General features: G+C 60.8%; 15 protein-coding genes. 5 read left to right on the top strand and 10 right to left on the bottom strand.

Features of this window, described 5'->3' with window-relative positions; genetic code table 11:
- The first annotated feature begins 228 nt into the window (after positions 1-228).
- The 3 genes from tssF (at position 229) to AC3WWR_RS24100 (ending at position 7,033) form a co-directional block, all read left to right on the top strand.
- Entirely contained in the window at positions 229-1,998 is a 1,770-nt protein-coding gene (gene tssF / locus AC3WWR_RS24110; RefSeq protein ID WP_033041244.1) for a type VI secretion system baseplate subunit TssF, read from the top strand.
- Positions 1,999-2,149: 151 nt separating this feature from the next.
- Positions 2,150-4,261: a hybrid sensor histidine kinase/response regulator gene (locus AC3WWR_RS24105; protein ID WP_080725303.1), complete on the top strand. Its 2,112-nt coding sequence runs from the start codon at positions 2,150-2,152 to the stop codon at positions 4,259-4,261.
- A gap of 132 nt (positions 4,262-4,393) precedes the next feature.
- Complete coding sequence (locus AC3WWR_RS24100) at positions 4,394-7,033, top strand: excinuclease ABC subunit UvrA (RefSeq protein WP_083349229.1); 2,640 nt, start codon at positions 4,394-4,396, stop codon at positions 7,031-7,033.
- 928 nt (positions 7,034-7,961) lie between these two features.
- Here the strand turns inward: AC3WWR_RS24100 and AC3WWR_RS24095 are convergent.
- The 7 genes from AC3WWR_RS24095 to AC3WWR_RS24065 all read right to left on the bottom strand — a co-directional run bounded on the left by AC3WWR_RS24095 (position 7,962) and on the right by AC3WWR_RS24065 (position 14,152).
- Positions 7,962-9,905 carry a response regulator gene (locus tag AC3WWR_RS24095; RefSeq protein ID WP_033040514.1) on the bottom strand — a complete coding sequence of 648 codons (1,944 nt, stop codon included), beginning with the start codon at positions 9,903-9,905 and terminating at the stop codon, positions 7,962-7,964.
- A complete protein-coding gene (locus tag AC3WWR_RS24090; protein ID WP_033040511.1) occupies positions 9,895-10,770 on the bottom strand; it encodes a sensor histidine kinase in 876 nt (291 codons plus the stop codon). Before AC3WWR_RS24090 ends, AC3WWR_RS24095 begins: the two co-directional genes overlap by 11 nt.
- Complete coding sequence (locus AC3WWR_RS24085) at positions 10,763-11,773, bottom strand: ATP-binding protein (protein WP_492599132.1); 1,011 nt, start codon at positions 11,771-11,773, stop codon at positions 10,763-10,765. The genes AC3WWR_RS24090 and AC3WWR_RS24085 overlap by 8 nt, the downstream gene beginning before the upstream one ends.
- Positions 11,770-12,174, bottom strand: coding sequence for an anti-sigma regulatory factor (locus AC3WWR_RS24080; RefSeq protein ID WP_033040509.1), 405 nt, complete (start codon positions 12,172-12,174; stop codon positions 11,770-11,772). The genes AC3WWR_RS24085 and AC3WWR_RS24080 overlap by 4 nt, the downstream gene beginning before the upstream one ends.
- Positions 12,171-12,533 carry an STAS domain-containing protein gene (locus tag AC3WWR_RS24075; RefSeq protein ID WP_033040507.1) on the bottom strand — a complete coding sequence of 121 codons (363 nt, stop codon included), beginning with the start codon at positions 12,531-12,533 and terminating at the stop codon, positions 12,171-12,173. Before AC3WWR_RS24075 ends, AC3WWR_RS24080 begins: the two co-directional genes overlap by 4 nt.
- A 4-nt stretch (positions 12,534-12,537) precedes the next feature.
- Positions 12,538-13,389: an STAS domain-containing protein gene (locus tag AC3WWR_RS24070; RefSeq protein WP_454866038.1), complete on the bottom strand. Its 852-nt coding sequence runs from the start codon at positions 13,387-13,389 to the stop codon at positions 12,538-12,540.
- A gap of 241 nt (positions 13,390-13,630) precedes the next feature.
- Complete coding sequence (locus AC3WWR_RS24065) at positions 13,631-14,152, bottom strand: DUF4142 domain-containing protein (protein ID WP_454866037.1); 522 nt, start codon at positions 14,150-14,152, stop codon at positions 13,631-13,633.
- A 217-nt stretch (positions 14,153-14,369) separates the two neighbouring features.
- On the opposite strand from AC3WWR_RS24065, the gene AC3WWR_RS24060 reads away from it, so the two are divergent.
- Both AC3WWR_RS24060 and AC3WWR_RS24055 read left to right on the top strand, forming a co-directional pair.
- Positions 14,370-14,603, top strand: coding sequence for a DUF465 domain-containing protein (locus AC3WWR_RS24060; RefSeq protein ID WP_492599130.1), 234 nt, complete (start codon positions 14,370-14,372; stop codon positions 14,601-14,603).
- A gap of 109 nt (positions 14,604-14,712) precedes the next feature.
- Complete coding sequence (locus AC3WWR_RS24055; RefSeq protein ID WP_492599129.1) at positions 14,713-14,955, top strand: hypothetical protein; 243 nt, start codon at positions 14,713-14,715, stop codon at positions 14,953-14,955.
- A 120-nt stretch (positions 14,956-15,075) separates the two neighbouring features.
- Here the strand turns inward: AC3WWR_RS24055 and AC3WWR_RS24050 are convergent, their stop codons facing one another.
- From AC3WWR_RS24050 to AC3WWR_RS24040, 3 genes are all read right to left on the bottom strand, one after another.
- On the bottom strand, positions 15,076-16,164 hold the full coding sequence (locus AC3WWR_RS24050) for an SMP-30/gluconolactonase/LRE family protein (RefSeq protein ID WP_020799158.1): 1,089 nt from the start codon (positions 16,162-16,164) through the stop codon (positions 15,076-15,078).
- Complete coding sequence (locus AC3WWR_RS24045) at positions 16,161-17,312, bottom strand: sterol desaturase/SRPBCC family protein (RefSeq protein WP_083349226.1); 1,152 nt, start codon at positions 17,310-17,312, stop codon at positions 16,161-16,163. Before AC3WWR_RS24045 ends, AC3WWR_RS24050 begins: the two co-directional genes overlap by 4 nt.
- A gap of 238 nt (positions 17,313-17,550) precedes the next feature.
- The gene (locus AC3WWR_RS24040; protein ID WP_020799155.1) at positions 17,551-18,414 is read right to left on the bottom strand and encodes a LysR family transcriptional regulator; all 864 of its coding nucleotides are present in this window, start codon (positions 18,412-18,414) and stop codon (positions 17,551-17,553) included.
- Positions 18,415-18,438 lie beyond the last annotated feature (24 nt).

Below are 18,438 nucleotides of genomic sequence, written 5' to 3'. Positions count from 1 at the left end.
GTTTTCGTGTGGTGCTCAAGGCGCCCGATGGCATTGGCCTGACCTGGTATTTACGCACCGAACTGGGGGCGGGGCCGATGGCGTTGCTGAAGTTGCGCGGCTTTAAGTTGCCGGCGCAGATCTTCCTGGCTGAAGGGGCGGCGGCAGCACAAAACGGGAGGTTTAAAAAATGACAATGCACAAATTGTTTGCCCGATGCCTTGGCGAGCGCGACTCAGGAATCTTTTTATGAGCAAGGACAATCTGACACTGCATTACTTCGACGCCGAGATGCGCTATCTGCGTGAGGCTGGCAAGGAGTTTGCCGAAGCCTTTCCAGACCGGGCGGCGCAACTGAATCTGGACAAGCAGGGCGCTCGTGACCCGTCTGTGGAACGCCTGTTCGAGGGTTTTGCCTTCCTGATGGGACGCTTGCGCGAAAAGCTTGACGATGACCTGCCGGAGCTGACCGAAGGCCTGGTCAGTCTGTTGTGGCCGCATTACCTGCGCACCATTCCGTCGCTCTCGATAGTCGAGTTGGCACCGGAGCTGGGGAAGATGAAGCGCAACGAGTTGATCGAAACTGGTTTTGAAGTGCTGTCGCAGCCCATCGGTGTGCAGCGCACCCGTTGCCGATACACCACCACCCAGGACCTGACACTGCGGCCACTCGCCCTGGAGTCTGTGCGTCTGGCCCACGAGCCGGACGGGCGTTCAGTGCTGCGCTTGCGCTTCGCCCGCGGAGCGATGAGCACCTGGAACGAGATGGACCTGAGTCGCCTGCCGCTGTACCTCAATGCCGACGCATCGCTGGCCAGTGCGCTGCACCAGGCACTGACCCTGAACGCTCAAGCCTTGTATGTACGCCTGCCTGACCAGTCGGGTCGTACTCTGCTGGACGGTTATTTTTCGCCCAAGGGGTTCGCCGATGACGATCGATTGTGGCCCAAGGGCGACAGCGCTTTCAGCGGCTATCAGCTGTTGCTTGAGTATTTCACCTTCCGCGAGAAGTTCATGTTCGTCACCCTGTGTGGACTGGAGCTTGTGCTCATCAAGCCAGGCGATCTATGGTTCGAACTGGAGGTGGTGTTACGCGAACCGTGGCCGCAAGCGTTCAACCTGAGCACCGGGCACATTCGCTTGCATGCGGTGCCGGTGATCAATGCGTTCACACTGGAGTCCGACCCGCTGGCACTGCAGCCGCTACAAACCGACTACTTGCTTCGCCCCATGCGTTTGCAGGACGGTCATACCGAAATCTATTCGGTGGATCAGGTCACTACGTCGAGTAATGGCGACCGCCAGGACTACATACCGTTCAGCAGTTTCCGCCACAAGGGCGGCATGTTGCGGGATGAGATGCCCGAGCGTTATTTCCATACCCGCTTGAAACGAGGCACCAATGGCCTGCATGACACCTGGCTGATCCTCGGCGGCGACGGATTTGACAAGGACCGGCTAGACGTGAACCAAAGCCTTTCGCTGCGCCTGACCGGCACCCATGGCCAGCTTCCGCGCAATGCGTTGCAAGGCACACTGCTCGATACGCTGGCACAAACCTCAAAGATCGGTTTGCAGGTGCGCAATCTGTGCGCACCCACATTGCCGTGTTACCCGCCGAACCGCGACCGCTTCCACTGGCGAGTGCTCAGCCACCTGGGCTCAAACTTCCTGCCGATGCTCGACAATGCTGAAGTATTGCGTGGCACACTGGCGTTGTATGACTGGACGGACGACGAACTGAACCGGCGGCGCCTGGCGGCCATCGTCGAGGTCAGGCACCACCTCCTGCAGCGTTTTGAAAAAGGCTTTCTGCTGCGCGGTGTCGACATCGAAGTCACACTGGATGCCAACGGTTTTTCCGGCGAAGGTGACATCAGCCTGTTTGGCGAGATGCTCCATCGCTTCTTCGGTTTGTACGCCGATATCCACCTGTTCAACCAGCTCACGCTGATCCTTCAACCTTCTGGAAAATGTCTGCGATGGCCCGAGAATCACAGTCAACGTATTCCCGGTTGAACGCCCGGGCTCTCTTCCACAGAGGGGTTTGCCAGCCACAGATTTCGGTCGTTCCAGATAGACCGCGAGAATCAGCTACCCTCTATGAAACCATTGTCATCCGCGAAGCTCGAAACAAACGGGTGCAGTTACCGGGGCGCAGAGCGAGTCGATGCCGTTTCTAGAAGATAACCACGGGTGTGCCGGCTGGAACGGCGAAATGGCCGGGCGCATTCGTGCGTTCGACTGGAGCCGGACTGAGCTTGGGAGCCTGGAGAACTGGTCCAGGAGCCTGTGCAGCGCGGTACAGCTGATGCTCGCCTCGCCGCTGCCGATGGTGATGCTCTGGGGCCGGGCCGGCTACATGATCTACAACGACGCCTATTCGATATTTGCCGGCGGGCGCCATCCCTACCTGCTGGGTTGCGCGGTGGAGCTGGGTTGGCCGGAAGTCGCCGACTTCAACCGGCATGTGGTCGACACCTGCCTGGCGGGGGGGACCTTGTCCTACCGTAACAAACAGCTGGTGTTGCTGCGCGACGGCGTGCCCGAAGACGTCTGGCTGGACCTTTACTACAGCCCGGTTGCCGATGATGACGGGCATCCTGCCGGCGTTATGGCGATGGTGGTCGACACCACCGAATTCGTGATTTCCGAACGTCTGCGCCAGGCAGCGGAAAATGCCTACCGCGCCGACAACGAGCGGGTACGCCTGGCACTCAATGCCGGAGCCTTGCTCGGCTCATTCGTCTGGGATCTCAAGGCCAATACCCTCAGCGGCGATGAACGCTTCGCCCGCACGTTTTCCTTTCCCCCAGGGCAAAGCCTGGACAATTTGCCCCAGGACCTCGCACAAGCCCATATCCATCCCGATGATCGCAGTTGGGTTGAGGAACAAGTCAGGCAATCGATACAGACCGGTGTGCCGTATAACGCCGAGTACCGGGTGCTACGTCCCGACGGCAGCTACCTGTGGGTGCTCGCCAGCGGCTGCTGCGAATTCGATGAGCAGGGCCAGGCCTTTCGTTTCCCCGGCGTGTTGATCGACATCCACGAACGCAAATCCGCGGAAGAGTCCTTGCTCAGGTTTACCCGCAACCTGGAGCAGCGCGTGGCCGACGAAGTCGAAGCGCGACTGGCGGCAGAAGAGCAACTGCGCCAGTCACAGAAGCTAGAGGCCATCGGCGGCCTGACCGGCGGCGTGGCCCACGACTTCAATAATCTGCTGCAAGTGATTGCCGGAAATCTGCACTTGCTCGCCCGTCATGAACCGGACAATGCCAACGTGCAGCGCCGGGTCAATGCGTCCATTGCCGCGGTTGAGCGCGGCGCAAAACTGTCCTCGCAGTTGCTCGCGTTTGCCCGGCGCCAGCCCTTGTCTCCGGCGGTTTGCACGGCGCAGCAGATTTTCGATGGCCTGGGTGAACTGTTGCAGCGTGCGCTGGGGGAAACCATCCATGTTCACATGAGCACCCCGGTTGACCCCTGGTCGGTCTTCGTCGATCGCAACCAGCTGGAAAACGCCATCCTCAACCTGATGATCAATGCCCGTGATGCCATGGAGGGCGAGGGCACGATTGAACTCAGCGCCGAGAATATCACTCTCGACCGCGGGTTCTGCCTGGGCAAGGGCATCGTTGCCGGTGACTACGTGCGGGTCACGGTTGCGGACAGTGGCCTGGGCATGTCGCCGCAAGTGCTTGGGCAGGCGTTCGAGCCGTTTTTCACCACCAAGCCCGATGGCCATGGCACAGGACTGGGCTTGAGCATGGTGTTCGGTTTCGTCAAGCAGAGTGGCGGACATATCGAGATGGCCAGCGTCGTTGGGCAGGGCACCCGGGTGCAGATGTATTTTGCGCGCAACCTGCGCTCGATGGACAGTGAACTACCCAGTGCCGATGTGCTGCAACGGGGCGCGAACGAGCGGATCCTGGTGGTCGAGGACAATGAGGCAGTGCGCGTTTCAACCGTGGAGCTGCTGCGCGAAGAGGGCTATCAGGTGCTCACCGCCGCCAATGCCGACGCGGCCATGCAGATGTTGCTGGAGGGGGCGGCGGTGGACTTGATCTTCACCGACGTGGTCATGCCCGGGCTGATAAAAAGCTCGGATCTGGCGGCATGGGCCAAGGTACAGAATCCCCCGGTGGCGGTGTTGTTCACCTCGGGCCACACCCGTGACATTATCTCTCGCAATCATCAGCTGAGCCCGGATACCCATTTGCTGAGCAAGCCCTATGGGCCGCAAGCGCTGACCCGGACGATTCGTACCGTACTCAACGGCTAAACATTTCTTCACTGTAGGAGCTGCCGCAGGCTGCGATCTTTTGATCTTGCTTACAAAAATCAAAGTCAAAAGATCGCAGCCTGCGGCAGCTCCTACATGTGTATCGCGACCTTCTTGACTCAAGGCTACCCCATGACCGACAAGCGCATCCCAAACCCTCCCTCCGGCATGGTCAGGGTGCGCGGCGCCCGGGAGCACAACCTCAAGAACGTCGATGTCGACATTCCCCGCGATGCCCTGGTGGTGTTCACCGGGGTGTCCGGTTCAGGAAAGTCGTCCCTGGCGTTTTCGACGTTGTACGCCGAAGCACAGCGCCGCTATTTCGAATCCGTGGCGCCTTATGCGCGACGCTTGATCGATCAGGTGGGCGTGCCGGATGTCGATTCCATCGAAGGCTTGCCGCCCGCGGTGGCCTTGCAGCAACAACGGGGCACGCCGAGCACGCGTTCCTCGGTGGGCAGCGTGACGACTTTGTCGAGCCTGATCCGCATGCTGTATTCGCGCGCCGGCAGTTACCCGGCGGGCCAGCCGATGCTCTACGCCGAAGACTTTTCCCCGAACACGCCACAGGGCGCGTGTCCGCAATGCCATGGCCTGGGCCGGGTGTACGAGGTCACCGAGGCGTTGATGGTCCCGGACCCGAGCCTGACCATACGCCAGCGTGCCGTCGCCTCCTGGCCGATGGCCTGGCAAGGCCAGAATCTGCGCGACATCCTCGTGACCCTGGGCTACGACGTCGATGTGCCCTGGCGCGACCTGCCGAAAAAGCAGCGTGACTGGATTCTGTTCACCGAAGAAACCCCGACGGTGCCGGTCTACGCCGGGCTCACCCCGCAGGAAACCCGGGTCGCCCTCAAGCGCAAGATGGAGCCGAGTTACCAGGGCACCTTCACCGGCGCACGGCGCTATATCCTGCACACCTTCACCCATTCGCAAAGTGCGCTGATGAAGAAGCGCGTCTCGCGCTTCATGCTCGGCAGTCCTTGCCCGCTGTGCGAGGGCAAGCGCCTCAAGCACGAAGCCTTGTCGGTGACCTTCGCCGGCTACGACATCGGTGAGCTGTCGCAGATGCCACTGCTGCAAGTCGCCGAAGTTCTAAAGCCGGTGGCAGCCCGGCATTACCTCGAAGAGGGCGATGAGGCGGGAGAGGTATTGACTCACCTGCAGACCCGTCAGGCCCGCGAACAGCGTGTAGCCCACGGCGCCAGTGGTCACGCCAACGCCCCCGATGTGCGCCACACGCCGAATCTCTCGGTGGAAAAACGCCTCGCCGCGCAACGCATCGCCCAGGACTTGCTGGAACGGGTCAGCACCTTGATCGACCTGGGACTCGGTTACCTGGCCCTGGAGCGCAGTACGCCGACGCTGTCGTCCGGCGAGTTGCAACGCCTGCGCCTGGCGACGCAACTGGGCTCGCAGTTGTTCGGCGTGATCTACGTACTGGACGAACCCTCGGCCGGTTTGCACCCGGCCGATGGTGAGGCGCTGTTCGAAGCCTTGCAACGCTTGAAGGCGGCGGGCAATACCTTGTTCGTGGTCGAGCATGACCTGGAAACCATGCGCCGCGCCGACTGGTTGATTGATGTTGGCCCGGCGGCGGGCGAGCATGGCGGGCGGGTGCTGTACAGCGGTGCACCGGCGGGATTGGCAGAAGTGAGGGATTCGCAGACTCGCGCCTACCTGTTTGCCGAGCACGTCAGCCAACCCCGTCGCGCGCGCAAGGCCAGCGACTGGCTGCGCCTGGAAGGCATCACGCGTAACAACCTGGACAACCTCAATGTTGAGTTTCCGTTGGGCTGTTTTACGGCGGTGACCGGTGTGTCGGGTTCGGGTAAGTCCAGCCTGGTCAGCCAGGCATTGCTGGAACTGGTCGGCGCGCAACTCGGGCGCCCCGGCGTCGACAGTGAACCGCTGGAGGAACTGAGCCTGGAAGACGATGCACCGACCGTCGTTGGCGGGCAGGTCACGGCGGGGCTGGCGTCGATCAAGCGGCTGGTGCAGGTCGATCAGAAGCCCATTGGCCGCACACCGCGCTCCAACCTCGCGACCTATACCGGGCTGTTCGACAATGTGCGCAAGCTTTATGCGGCAACGCCCGAAGCGCAGGCGGCAGGCTACGACGCGGGGCAGTTTTCCTTCAACGTTGCCAAGGGCCGCTGCCCGACTTGTGAGGGGGAAGGTTTTGTCAGCGTCGAATTATTGTTCATGCCCAGCGTCTACGCACCCTGTCCGACCTGCCACGGCGCGCGCTACAACCCCGAGACGCTGGCGATCACCTGGCAGGGCCGGACCATCGCCCAGGTGCTGCAATTGACCGTGGACCAGGCCGTCGAGGTGTTCGCCGAACAAGCGGCGGTGCGTCGTTCCCTGGAGGTGCTGCGCGATATCGGCCTGGGATACCTGCGCCTTGGCCAACCGGCAACCGAGTTGTCCGGAGGCGAAGCCCAGCGCATCAAGCTGGCTACGGAACTGCAGCGCAACCCCCGCGGGGCGACGCTCTACGTGCTCGACGAACCGACCACTGGCCTGCACCCACGTGACGTCGATCGCTTGTTGGAGCAATTGAACAACCTGGTGACGGCGGGGCACACGGTGATCGTCGTCGAACATGAAATGCGCGTGGTGGCGCAGAGTGACTGGGTGATCGATATCGGACCCGGGGCCGGGGATCAGGGTGGCAAGGTTGTGGTGGCGGGTGAGCCGCAGAAAGTGGCCAAGAGCAGAAAGAGCCGGACGGCGCCGTTTCTTGCCAGGGTCCTTGGTGAGGCTTGAGCCAATGTCGTTCTTGCGGGCCTCTTCGCGAGCAGGCTCGCTCCCACAGGGGATCCAGGTACACCGGTAAAAGTCAGGTCGGCTTTAAGGCCGCCTCGCTTTGCTGTTGATCTGGGGCGCCCCGTTAACCACGCTGGCCGAACGCAGGCATTGCCCATCGCGGCGACAATGGATATGTACTCCGACAGCAAATTTCACACAGGGCTTCCTGTGACGCCCCGTATCACCGTTGCGCACGGCTCAATTAACGCGTCGTCAGCGGAACGCGGAGCGTCCCTGGCGGCATTCCCACGCAGAGCGTGGGAACGATCAATCGCCAGCAGGCTCGCTCCCACAGGGGATCCAGGTACACCCGTAAAAGTCAGGTCGGCTTTAAGGCCGCCTCGCTTTGCTGTTGATCGCGAGCGCCCCGTTAACCACGATGGCCGAACGCAGGCATTGCGCAGTGGGTAAACCGGCAGGACGCCGGTTTAGCCGCGCTGGGCCAGGGATGGCCCTTCGCGGCGACCCACGGAGCAATGCCGGAGAGAGGGCATGCCGAGCCCAAGCGAGGCACCGAGTGGTGGGGCAAAGCCTTTTGCTTCCTTTTCGGCGTTTGGAAAAGGGAGTCGCTGTAAAAGCGAAACCATAAGTGGCCGTTACCGCAGCAATGGATATGTACTCCGACAACCAATTTCACACAGGGCTTCCTGTGACGCCCCGCATCATCGTCGCGCACGGCTCAATTAATGCGTCATCAGCGGAACGCGGAGCGTCCCTGGCGGCATTCCCACGCAGAGCGTGGGAACGATCAATCGTCGGAACGCCGCCCGGAGCAGGCTCGCTCCCACAGGGGATCCAGGTGCACCCGTCATCCACAATGGATCTATGGCGTTCGCAATTCCAATGTGGGAGCGGGTCGGCTCCGGGCGGCGTTCCGACGAATCTATCAGGCGCTGTCGAGGGTGCGTCGTACCTTGTCCAGCAGTTCATTGATCTGGAATGGCTTGATCAGCATTTCCATGCCGTCGCCGAGAAACACCTGGCGGTTGATCGCGGTTTCGGCATAGCCGGTCATGAAGAGGATCGGCAGATGTTCGCGCCACCCCCGCGCAATATCGGCAAGCTCGCGGCCGCTCATGCGCGGCAGGCCGACATCGGTCAGCAACAGGTCGATGGATTCGTCGTTCTGCAGGCGTTCGAGGGCGCCTTCGATGTCGCCCACCTGGGTGCAACGGTAGCCGGCATCCACCAGCACTTCGGCAACGAACATGCGTACTGACGGCATGTCTTCGACGATCAGCACGTGCTCTCCGCCACCCTGGGCGGGTGTCGCCGTGGGTTCGACGGTGACGGCGCTGGGGTCGGCGCTGGCCGGCAACATGATGGTGACTTCGGTACCGCGCCGCGCCACGCTGCGGATGTGCGCATCGCCGCCCGACTGGCGGGCGAAACCGTAGATGGTCGATAACCCGAGCCCGGTGCCCTGGCCCAGGGGCTTGGTGGTGAAGAATGGGTCAAACACTTTATCGATGACGTTGTGTTCGATGCCGGTGCCGTCGTCGCGCACCGACAGGGCGACATAGGCGCCATCGGCCAGGTTGGGGTCACCGTGGGAATAGGCGGCATAGGTGTTGACCCAGATATTGCCACCCTGGGGCAGGGCATCGCGGGCATTGATCACCAGATTGAGCACCGCGCTTTCCAGTTGAATCGGATCGACCAGCGCAATGGCCGGCTTGCTCGTCAGTTCAAGCTTGAGGGCAATGCGTTCGCCAATAGTGCGTACCAGCAATTCCTCGAGGGAGCGGATGTGCTCGTTGATGTCCACGGGCCGGGTATCGAGTGGTTGCTGACGGGCGAAGGCGAGCAGGCGGTGGGTCAGGGAGGCGGCACTCATGGCCGAGTTCAACGCCGCTTCGGCATAGAAAGACACCTTGTCGGTGCGGGACTCGGCGACACGTTTCTGGATCAGTTCCAGGCTGGTGATGATGCCGGTGAGCAGGTTGTTGAAATCGTGGGCAATACCGCCGGTCAGCTTGCCCAGCGCGTCCATTTTCTGCACCTGCAACAGTTGGGCTTCGGTGCGCGCGCGCTCGGCGACTTCGTTGGCCAGTTGCGTCGTGGCGTCGTCCAGGCGCGCCAGGTGCGAGCGTTCACGGTGACGGTGCTCGGTGACATCCTCGACGAACACCAGGCTCAGTGCCGGCGTGCGATAGGGTGAAATCTGCCACTCGGTTTCGCGAATTTCGCCCTGCACCCGCATGCTCAAGGTGCCTTTCCAGCGCTCGCCGTACGCCAGGCGCAAGCGCAGTTCCTCGATGACCGCGCACTGGTCGTCGGCGAAACACTGGCGCAGGGAATCCGGGTCGAGGTTGTCCTGGACCAGTTGGGCAAACGCATGGTTGCATTCGTGGACCTTGAGTTGCGCATCCAGCACGGCGATGGGGGCCGACACGTTGACGAAAATCTCGCGAAAGCGTGCCTCGCTTTCACGCAGGGCATTCTCGGTTTCGCGCACCCGCAGCAAGGTGCGCAGGGTCGCCAGCAATACATCCGGGTCCACCGGGTGGATCAGGTAAGCGTCGGCTCCGGCGTCGAGGCCGGTGATGATATCGCCGGTCTGGATCGACGCCGCGGACACATGAATCACCGGGAGCAGGGCGGTGGCAGGTTCCGATCGCAGTTTGCGCACGATGTCGAAGCCACTCATGTCCGGCAGGTTGACGTCGAGGATCAGGGCATCGATCGTCACGCTGGCGATCAACTCCAGGCCTTCACTGCCGGTGCCGGACTCCAGCACTTCATAACCGTGACGCTCCAGGCGCCGACGCAAGGCGTAGCGCGTGGCAACGTTGTCATCGACGATCAGCAAGCGCAGGTCACGTTTCATCGGCAGGCTCCATGGCGATGGCCAGCGGGATGATCACGAAAAAGGTCGAACCCACACCGGGTGTGCTCTGTACCCCGACTTCGCCGCCCAGCAACATCGCGAAGCGTTTGCACAGCGACAACCCGAGCCCGGTGCCACGCAGGCGTTTTTGCAGTGGGGAGTCGACTTGCGAGAAGTCTTCGAACAATGCGCCATGCAGCTCCTGAGCGATCCCGATTCCGCTGTCGCTGACGGCGAAACGTACGTAGTCGCGGTTTTCCAGTTGCGCCGAGACCCTGATCTCTCCACGGGTGGTGAACTTCAACGAATTGGCAATGAAATTGCGCAGGATCTGCGCGAGCTTCTTGTCGTCGGTGTACAGGCGGGGCAGGCCTACAGGCTCCTCGAAGATCAGGTCCACGGCGGTGGTATCGACAATCGGGCGAAACATGCCACGCAGGGCGGCGAACAGGTCCAACATATCGAACCAAGCCGGTGAAATGGTGATGCGCCCGGCTTCGATCTTCGCCAGGTCGAGCAGGTCATCGACCATGTCGCTCAGTTCCCGCGCGGCGTTACTGACGAAGGCCACCTGCTTGTGCTGCTCGCTGCTCAAGGGCCCGTCGAGCTCATCGGTCAGCAGGCTGGCGATGCTCAGGATCGATCCCAGTGGCGTGCGAAACTCATGGCTCATGTAGGACAGGAAGCGGCTTTTGAGGTCCGAGGCCTGGCGCAGCTGTTCGGCCTGGGTATCGAGTTCTGCGTACAGCGCCAGGACGCCCTGGTTGGTTTCATCCAGCTCGGCGCGCAGGGCAACGGCTTCACCCTGCAAGCGCGCGATCAGTGCAGCTTGTTCGTCGATTTGACTCATGGGCGTTTCAGCCATGGGCTGCCTCCAGGGCTATGACCAGTACGGTGACATCGTCACGTCCACGACAGAAATCGCGGTGCAGGATGGCGGCAATCACGGCAGGATGGCGGTGCACCAGGCCGGGGTAGTCCGCAAGGTTCCAGCGCGACTGCAGGCCATCGCTGTACATGATCAGCAGTTGTCCGCTCACCTGAGCATAGTCAAAGGGCTGCGCCTTTCGAAACTGCCCGCCGACGATGCCGGGATGGGAGGCCAGGCCGCGGGATTGACCCGGTGCGACCAGGCAGGCGCCGATATTGCCGATGCCGACGAATTTCAACGCATCGCTGTCGGCGTTGAACTGGGCAATGGCCACTGCACCGCCACGGGTGCCGGTCATGGCTAAATGAATGTCTTGGAGCACCAGCAACGGTGAGTCGAAAGGCAGCATTGCGTAGGCTTTCTCGCCAGCACGGGCGGCGCGTTCGGCTTCTTCACCATGCCCCAAACCATCGATCACCAGGGCACTGATGCGCGGTCCGTCAAATGCCAGGTGCCAGGTATCACCGCAAGCGGGATCCTGGTGCAACGAATGCTGGCTGATACCGATGCGTCGGTCCGCGGCCTTGTCCGTTCGGGGATACAACCGTGTGAGCAGCACGGCACCCCGTGAATCGGCATAGACATCGAACACTTCAGCCTGCCGTGACACAGTACCCAAGCCGATGCCCTGGGTGCCGCCGGTGGAAAAACCGTCGGCCAGGCAGGCGTGCAAATCGAAGCCCTGTGCGCGGTCGATGGCGAGCATCTCGATACCGGCGCCGCTGGCACGGGGAATGACCCTGAAGTGCAATTCGCCACGGCTGGCGTGCTTGAGAATGTTGCTGGCAAGCTCGGTAGCGACCAGCGCTACCCGCCCCGCATCCGTGGCGTCGAAGCCGTGTTCCTGCGCGAGATTCTGTGCGGTGCGTCGTGCGTGGCCGATCTGGCTGTTGTCCTCGATGACCAGCACTTGGGTCATCGAGCCGCCGATGTTCATGTCCATCGGGTAATCGTTACGCGAGTACCCTTTCCCGGCGCAGTATCGAGTTCGAATTCATTGACCAGCCGCTTGGCACCGGTCAGGCCCAGGCCCAGGCCGGAACCTGAGGTCCAGCCATCGGTCATTGCCAGTTTGACGTCGGGGATTCCCGGCCCCTCGTCACGGAATACCAGCCGCAGGCCGGTACGCGGGCTTTCATCGAGGATTTGCCAGTCCATGTCGCCTCCACCGCCGTACACCATGGTGTTGCGCGCCAGCTCGCTGACCGCGGTCACCAGCTTGGTCAGGTCGATCAGGCGCATGCCGCAATCCTGGGCGAGTTTGCGCGCCAGTTGCCGAGCCAGGACGACGTCCTGCTCGATGTGAATCGGATGAGTGCCGCTGCTGCGCACAGTCATTGGTTGCGTACTCGTTCGTGAAGCAGTTTCATCCCGCGCTCGACATTCAGCGCGGTACTGACACCAGGCAGGGTCAGTCCAAGCTCCACCAGGGTAATGGCCACGGCTGGCTGCATGCCGACCAGCACGGTCTCGGCATCCATGATTTTCGACAGCCCGGAGATGGTCCCGATCATCCGGCCAATGAATGAGTCCACCATGTCCAGGGCGGAGATATCGATCAGCACGCCGCGCGCGGACGTCTTGCTGATGCGTTCGGACAGGTCGTCTTGCAGCGTCAGCGCAAGCTGGTCATGCATGTCCACCTGGATGGTCACCAGCAGGAAGCCACCCATTTGCAGAATCGGAATGCGCTCCATGGGCTCAATCCGCCTTGTTGACGGAGAGTCCCAGCCGGGTCAGGGCCAGTTTCAGGGCATCGGCCAGGTTGGCCTTGGTCACCACACCTTGCAGGTCCAGCCCCAGGTGCACGATGGTCTGGGCAATCTGTGGGCGAACGCCGCTGATGATGCAGTCGGCCCCCATCAGGCGAATCGCGGTGACGGTCTTGAGCAGGTGCTGGGCGACCAGGGTGTCGACGGTCGGCACGCCGGTGATATCGATGATGGCGATTTCCGAACCGGTGTCGACGATCCGCTGCAGCAGCGATTCCATCACCACTTGGGTACGTTGCGAGTCCAGCGTGCCGATCATCGGCAGGGCCAGGACGCCGTCCCAGAGCTTGACCACCGGGGTCGACAACTCCAGCAGTTCTTCCTGTTGGCGCTTGATCACGGCTTCGCGGGACTTCTGGAACGTGCGTATGGTGTGCATGCCTAGAGCGTCGAGCAATTCGGAGATTTCCCAGAGTTGCTCGGCCAACAAAGCCGGGCTGTCCTGGTACTGATTCTGCAGCAGGGCAAAAAGCGGACCCTTGAGCGAGAAGATAAAGCTGGCGGTCTGGTGCGAATCCTGGCCGAGCAGCGCACGGCTATGGGAGAGCTTGTCGAGGAACTGGCGAATTTCATCCCAGCCGACTGTAGCGATGTTCTGGTCATTGCCGTTTTGCAGACCCGAAATCACCAGTTGCAGGAATTCCGCTGTCTGCTGTTGCAGGTCTTTCTCTTTGAGGTTACGCGTGGCGCCACTGGCCTCCAGGCTATTTTTCCATTCGGCGAGCAGTGGTGCCTGATTGTTCTTCATCGCATCGAGAGTGCTGGTTTGCAGTGCCGCCATGGAACGTGTCTCCTTGAGTGTTGCGCCCGATTCCCAGAAAAAATGAACGACGCAAAAGCAATGACATTTAGCGAATGAAATAGTTGTGCGCGTTCGACAGCAATTTTCATTCGCTTATACATGCACTGTAGGAGCTGGCGCAGCCTGCGATCTTTTTTTTTGCATCGACACCGCTGGCGATGAGGCCTGGCGCAAATAAAAAGACCGCATCGACCGATGCGGTCTTTTTATCTGATCAGGGCTATTTGTCTGGATGGGCCGCCTGAAGTTTTTTCGCCATATCCAGGTGTTTTTCCAGCCCCGGCAACATTTTTTGCGCAAAACCCTTGAGTTCCGTTGCGCCTTTGGTCCTGTCGTCGGTCACGGTGTTGGCTTGTTTCTTGAACAACTCGATGGTGTCTTCATGCGCCTTGACCTGGTTATTGGCATAGGCCGAATCAAAAGACTCGTCACGCATATCGAGGATTTTTTCCTTGGCCTGCTTCACCAGTGTCGTGTTGTCCGGCACTTCAATGTCATTCTTTTTCGCGATGGCCGCCAGCTCATCGTTGGCCTTGGAATGGTCGGTGATCATCATATTGGCGAAGGCTTTGACATCGGCTGACTGGCTTTTTTCCAGGGCCAACCGACTGGTTTCGATTTCGGCGATGCCGCCCGCGGCGGCCTTGTCGACAAAGTCATTATCGGTTGCCGCGAAGGCCGCGCCCATGCTGGTGCTCAAGGCGACGGCCAAGGTGAGATGGCGCAGGTTAAATCCTTCCATTGGTTCTTCTCCACACAGTTTTCATGGGTGATCGAATTGATCGTTATAGTGTGGAGGTCGCGGAGGGGGCGAAGGTTTTATCGCATTTGCGACAGGACGACGAACGGGCACCGCTGGTCTGACAGATGGTCGACAGAACCGGCCAACCAAGGCCATTCTGATAGTTGGCGAACGCAATCAGTCGCGTTTGCTACCGATTATCCAATGGAGGTGTTCCATGCCGGTGCCCCACGATCTTTTTCAGGACTTGCATTGCACAAAGGAAGAAATCCAGCAGAAACGCATCAAGGATCCGTTACTGAATTCGCTAATCGACAAATACTCGCTGGCGGATGCCGAAGTGGTAAAGGCAGAGGAAGCCAAATCCAGTGATGATGCAGTGACGAGGCTCAAGGCGAAGCGTTTGGAGGTCAAGGACAAGATCGTCAAACAGCTCCAGTCGTCCTCCTGATGCATGTGGTGAGCCACCGACGGTCGGTGGCTGAATAATTGGAACGGCGATATCAACCGGCACCTCGAATGTTCAAAGCCCGATGACGTGGCTACAGGCGAGGTGCCCCATGGCTGATCCAAAATTTCCCAGCGAAGAACAAGGGGGCTACGACCCCATTCCGACCCATCCCGAACCCCTGAGCCCCGGTCGCACTGCCATCAACCCGGAGGATGAACCGGGCATTGATGAATTACCGAATAACGAGGGTGCCATCCCCATGGATCAGGATGACGGCACCGACATCGATCGGGAGAGGGTGCGTGAAGAAACTGATAATGCGGTGCGCGATGGCGAATCCGATCCGCGGTAGTCAAATTCACGACAAACCCTGTGGGAGCGAGCCTGCTCGCGAAGAGGGCCTGACAGTCGACATCGATGTTGTATGCGCTGCAGTCTTCGCGAGCAGGCTCGCTCCCACCGGTTTAGCCTTTTATTGCAGCGCCGTACTCAGCGGCAATCGCACCAGGTTTTTCGCTCTCAACGAGCCAAAATACAACCAGTCCCCGTATTCGCGCGCGGTGGTTATCGGCGAATAATTGCCGCTACTGCCATCCTGCAGGTTGGCGATCACCTTGCCATCAAGGTCAAGGCCCAACACAAAGGCGCGTTTTTCCACCGGCTTGGGCAGGACAGTCATTGCCCGGGCGATCATCTTGCGCACAAATGGGTGTGGTGCAGTTTTGTCGAGCAAGGCGTTGCGTGGCGTATACAGCGCCACCCAGAAACGGTCGCGGCCGTTGAAGGCCAGGTTGTCGGGCAATCCCGGCAGGTTGTCGATGAACAGGTCATGGGTGCCGGCTTTCGATCCGCTCAACCAGTAGCGGGTAATGCGATACGCGCCGGTTTCGTTGACCAGCACGAAGGCATCGTCCGGACCCAGGGTGACGCCATTGGCAAACTCAAGCTTGTCCAGCAGCATTGTGGTCTTGCCGGTCTGGAAGTCATATCGCAGCAAGCGTCCGTCGCCGCCATGTTCGATGATTGCATCAAGGTCCTCGCCGTAGCCGAACCGGCGGGAGGCATCACTGAAGTAGGCATAGTGCCCGGGTTTATCGATGACCACGTCATCGGTGAACCCCAACGGCACACCGTCGGCGCTGGTGGTCAAGGCCACCAGGCGACCCTGGGCGTCCAGTGACAGCAAGCCTTTGACGGCGTCGGCGATTACCAGCAACCCATTGGGGTGGCGGGCCAACCCCAGGGGCCGGCCGCCGGTATCGGTCAACACTTTGGTGTCCTGGCCGTCCAGGCTGGTGCGAATGACCCGGCCATCATGCAACCCGGTGATCAGCGCATTATTTTCCAGGAGCAGCGCTTCGGGGCCGTCGATGTCCGCGGCGCCGACGCGTACCACGCCCTTGAGGCGCTGGTTGTCCGCGTACGGGTCGCTGCTGAGGGACGGCGCGGCTTCTGGGCTCCAGGCTACGGGCTGCACTTTGGTCGGCATCAATAGCAGGAAAGCGCCGATAGCGATGATCAGCAGCAGTAACCCATGGTGAAACCTTATCGGTCGGCTCACGCACGGACTCCTGACAGCGCCAGGTATTTTTGCGCGGTGTCGCGAAGCGCTTGCATGGACGCCGCCGATTCGCGATCGATCCGCCGCTTGAGCAGCAATTGGTTGGCCATTCGCATCGCCAGGCCACTGAACCGGTATTCCAGCGTGCGCACGAACCGCGTGCCATTACCTTCGGCCGCGCATTCGTAAGTCAGCAGCAACGACAGGCCATTATCGCCATGGGCCCGGGCAATCCAGCGGCGTCCAGGCAGATACTCATCGACTACCCAACTCAAGTGCCCGTCACGCCCACCGGCGCGGATGTCCTCCTCGAACCGCGCGCCAGCATGCAAAGGCCCCTTCGGGCCGTTGATCCGCAGGGACGATGGATGCCACTGCGGCCAACGGGTCACCGTGCTGGCATAGGCGAGCACGGCAACGGGATTACCGGCGATGTCGATCTGATGCTGCATGCGGGTCATGGGCGTTCTCTTGAGGTCCTCGATGGCCGGTTCCGGTTCCGGCTCCCAGTAGAGGGTGCCGAACAGGTAATCCATCAACGGAAAAACGATGTTGAAATTACGTTGCTGCATCATCTCGCGACGGTGATGCAATTCATGCAGGCGACGCATCTGGCGGATCCACGGCAGGCGCGTAATCCGGTTGTGCGGCGGCAGGTGTTCACACGCATGGAACACTTCATAGATCAGGTACCCCAGGACCAGGCAGCCGCCCACCAGCCCGGCGACGTTGACGTCCAAGGGCTTGAGCAGCCACCACAGGGGCAGGGCGATCAGCAGCGTGTGCAACACGATCAGCCAGGCCGGGAACAGGATGACGCGCCAGTCGCGAGCGCTGTCATACGTCATTTTGCCGGGGGCGAAAAAGCTGTGGTGGTCGCCGGCATGGCGGGCATAGAACATCCGCGCGAAGTTTTTTTTGTGATGGCCAAGGTGACGATGCACCATGTACACAATGAAACTGAACAACCACAGGGACACCGGCACCGCCAGCCATTCAAGGGGCTGTACCTGGTGCACGGTGCTCCAGAAAACACCGATCGCCACCAGGCCGAACATCAGCACGAAGGTGCCATGCAGCCAAGGGTTATAGCGGGGATGGATGTCACAACGGTAACGGGCGCGAAATGCTTCGGTGGTCTGCCTCACTGCAATCACCTGTCGTTATTGTTATCTCCAGCAGATTAGTCGATCCCGCGGTTTTGGTTGGTAGCTGCCCCTGTATTTTTGCTGGCGTGTCCACGATCCCATTGTGGGAGCCAGCCTGCTGGCGATGAGCGCCCGGACAACGCGATCATCCAGACAGGGCGCGTTATCATTGACATCCATCGCCAGCAGGCTGGCTTCCACAGGAGATTGGGGGGTATTTGCAAAAGTCAGGGCGCAATCAGCTCAGCGGGTTCCAGCGTTGTGACCAGTCGTCATCGCTGCTGATCACCTCGCGCAGCAGATCGAAAGCTCGCTGTAGAGCTGCCGAATCGCGGTCGCGTGAGTACACCAGGTAGGTCGGATAGCTGAACTCCGGGGCCTTGGGCACGGGCTCGAGCATGCCGTTTTCCAGGTAGCTCTGGACCACCCGCGTGCGGAAGTAGCCGCTACCGCCGTGTTCGAGGATGTACTGCAAACCCAGCGGGCCAAGATTGAAACTGAGCGCCGCCTTGGCTCTTTCCGGCAGGGCGGCATCGTGCTGGCGCCTGAAGTGCTGGCCCCAGTCGATGTACACGTAGGGTTCGGGGCGTTCGGGGTGGCGCACGAGGATGAGTTTTTCTTCGAGGATCTGTTCGACTTGCAGGCGTGGCCAGTATTCGGGCTGATAAACCAGCGCTGCATCGAGCACCCCAAGCTCCAGTTGGCGCAGCAGGTTTTCGCCGTCGCGGATTTCCATGCGCAGCGCATGGCCGGGAATCCTGTCGCGCAATACGCCGGCCCAGCTGAGCATCAACGGGTTGCACAGGCTGACCTCGCCACCGATGTGCAGCACGTCGTGGAACCCCTCGGGCAAGGGCAAATCCCGGCGTGCGGCTTCCCAGGTTTCCACCAGTTGATTGGCATAGATCACGAAAGCCTCGCCATTGGGCGTCAGGCGGGCACCGGCACGGTTGCGCACGAACAGCGTGCTGCCCAGGTGACTTTCCAGCTTCTGTACCCGCGCGGTAATCGCGGTCTGGGTGACGTGGAGTTTCTCGGCGGCCGCGGCAAGGCTGCCGTGGCGGACGATTTCCAGGAAGGTGCGGGCGAGATCGATGTCCATGGGGCGGCCGGTGCGGGAGATGTT

This window comes from Pseudomonas sp. EB271-G4-1, from assembly GCF_058791355.1.
The sequence above is the reverse complement of the archived record's forward strand: the minus strand, read 5'-3'. Positions and strand labels throughout refer to the sequence as shown.

Excerpts from the sequence above, each read along its gene's own strand:
- tssF (WP_033041244.1), top strand. The coding sequence starts at position 229 with ATGAGCAAGGACAATCTGACACTGCATTACTTCGACGCCGAGATGCGC.
- AC3WWR_RS24105 (WP_080725303.1), top strand. The coding sequence starts at position 2,150 with ATGCCGTTTCTAGAAGATAACCACGGGTGTGCCGGCTGGAACGGCGAA.
- AC3WWR_RS24100 (WP_083349229.1), top strand. The coding sequence starts at position 4,394 with ATGACCGACAAGCGCATCCCAAACCCTCCCTCCGGCATGGTCAGGGTG.
- AC3WWR_RS24095 (WP_033040514.1), bottom strand. The coding sequence starts at position 9,905 with ATGAAACGTGACCTGCGCTTGCTGATCGTCGATGACAACGTTGCCACG.
- AC3WWR_RS24090 (WP_033040511.1), bottom strand. The coding sequence starts at position 10,770 with ATGGCTGAAACGCCCATGAGTCAAATCGACGAACAAGCTGCACTGATC.
- AC3WWR_RS24085 (WP_492599132.1), bottom strand. The coding sequence starts at position 11,773 with ATGAACATCGGCGGCTCGATGACCCAAGTGCTGGTCATCGAGGACAAC.
- AC3WWR_RS24080 (WP_033040509.1), bottom strand. The coding sequence starts at position 12,174 with ATGACTGTGCGCAGCAGCGGCACTCATCCGATTCACATCGAGCAGGAC.
- AC3WWR_RS24075 (WP_033040507.1), bottom strand. The coding sequence starts at position 12,533 with ATGGAGCGCATTCCGATTCTGCAAATGGGTGGCTTCCTGCTGGTGACC.
- AC3WWR_RS24070 (WP_454866038.1), bottom strand. The coding sequence starts at position 13,389 with ATGGCGGCACTGCAAACCAGCACTCTCGATGCGATGAAGAACAATCAG.
- AC3WWR_RS24065 (WP_454866037.1), bottom strand. The coding sequence starts at position 14,152 with ATGGAAGGATTTAACCTGCGCCATCTCACCTTGGCCGTCGCCTTGAGC.
- AC3WWR_RS24060 (WP_492599130.1), top strand. The coding sequence starts at position 14,370 with ATGCCGGTGCCCCACGATCTTTTTCAGGACTTGCATTGCACAAAGGAA.
- AC3WWR_RS24055 (WP_492599129.1), top strand. The coding sequence starts at position 14,713 with ATGGCTGATCCAAAATTTCCCAGCGAAGAACAAGGGGGCTACGACCCC.
- AC3WWR_RS24040 (WP_020799155.1), bottom strand. The coding sequence starts at position 18,414 with ATGGACATCGATCTCGCCCGCACCTTCCTGGAAATCGTCCGCCACGGC.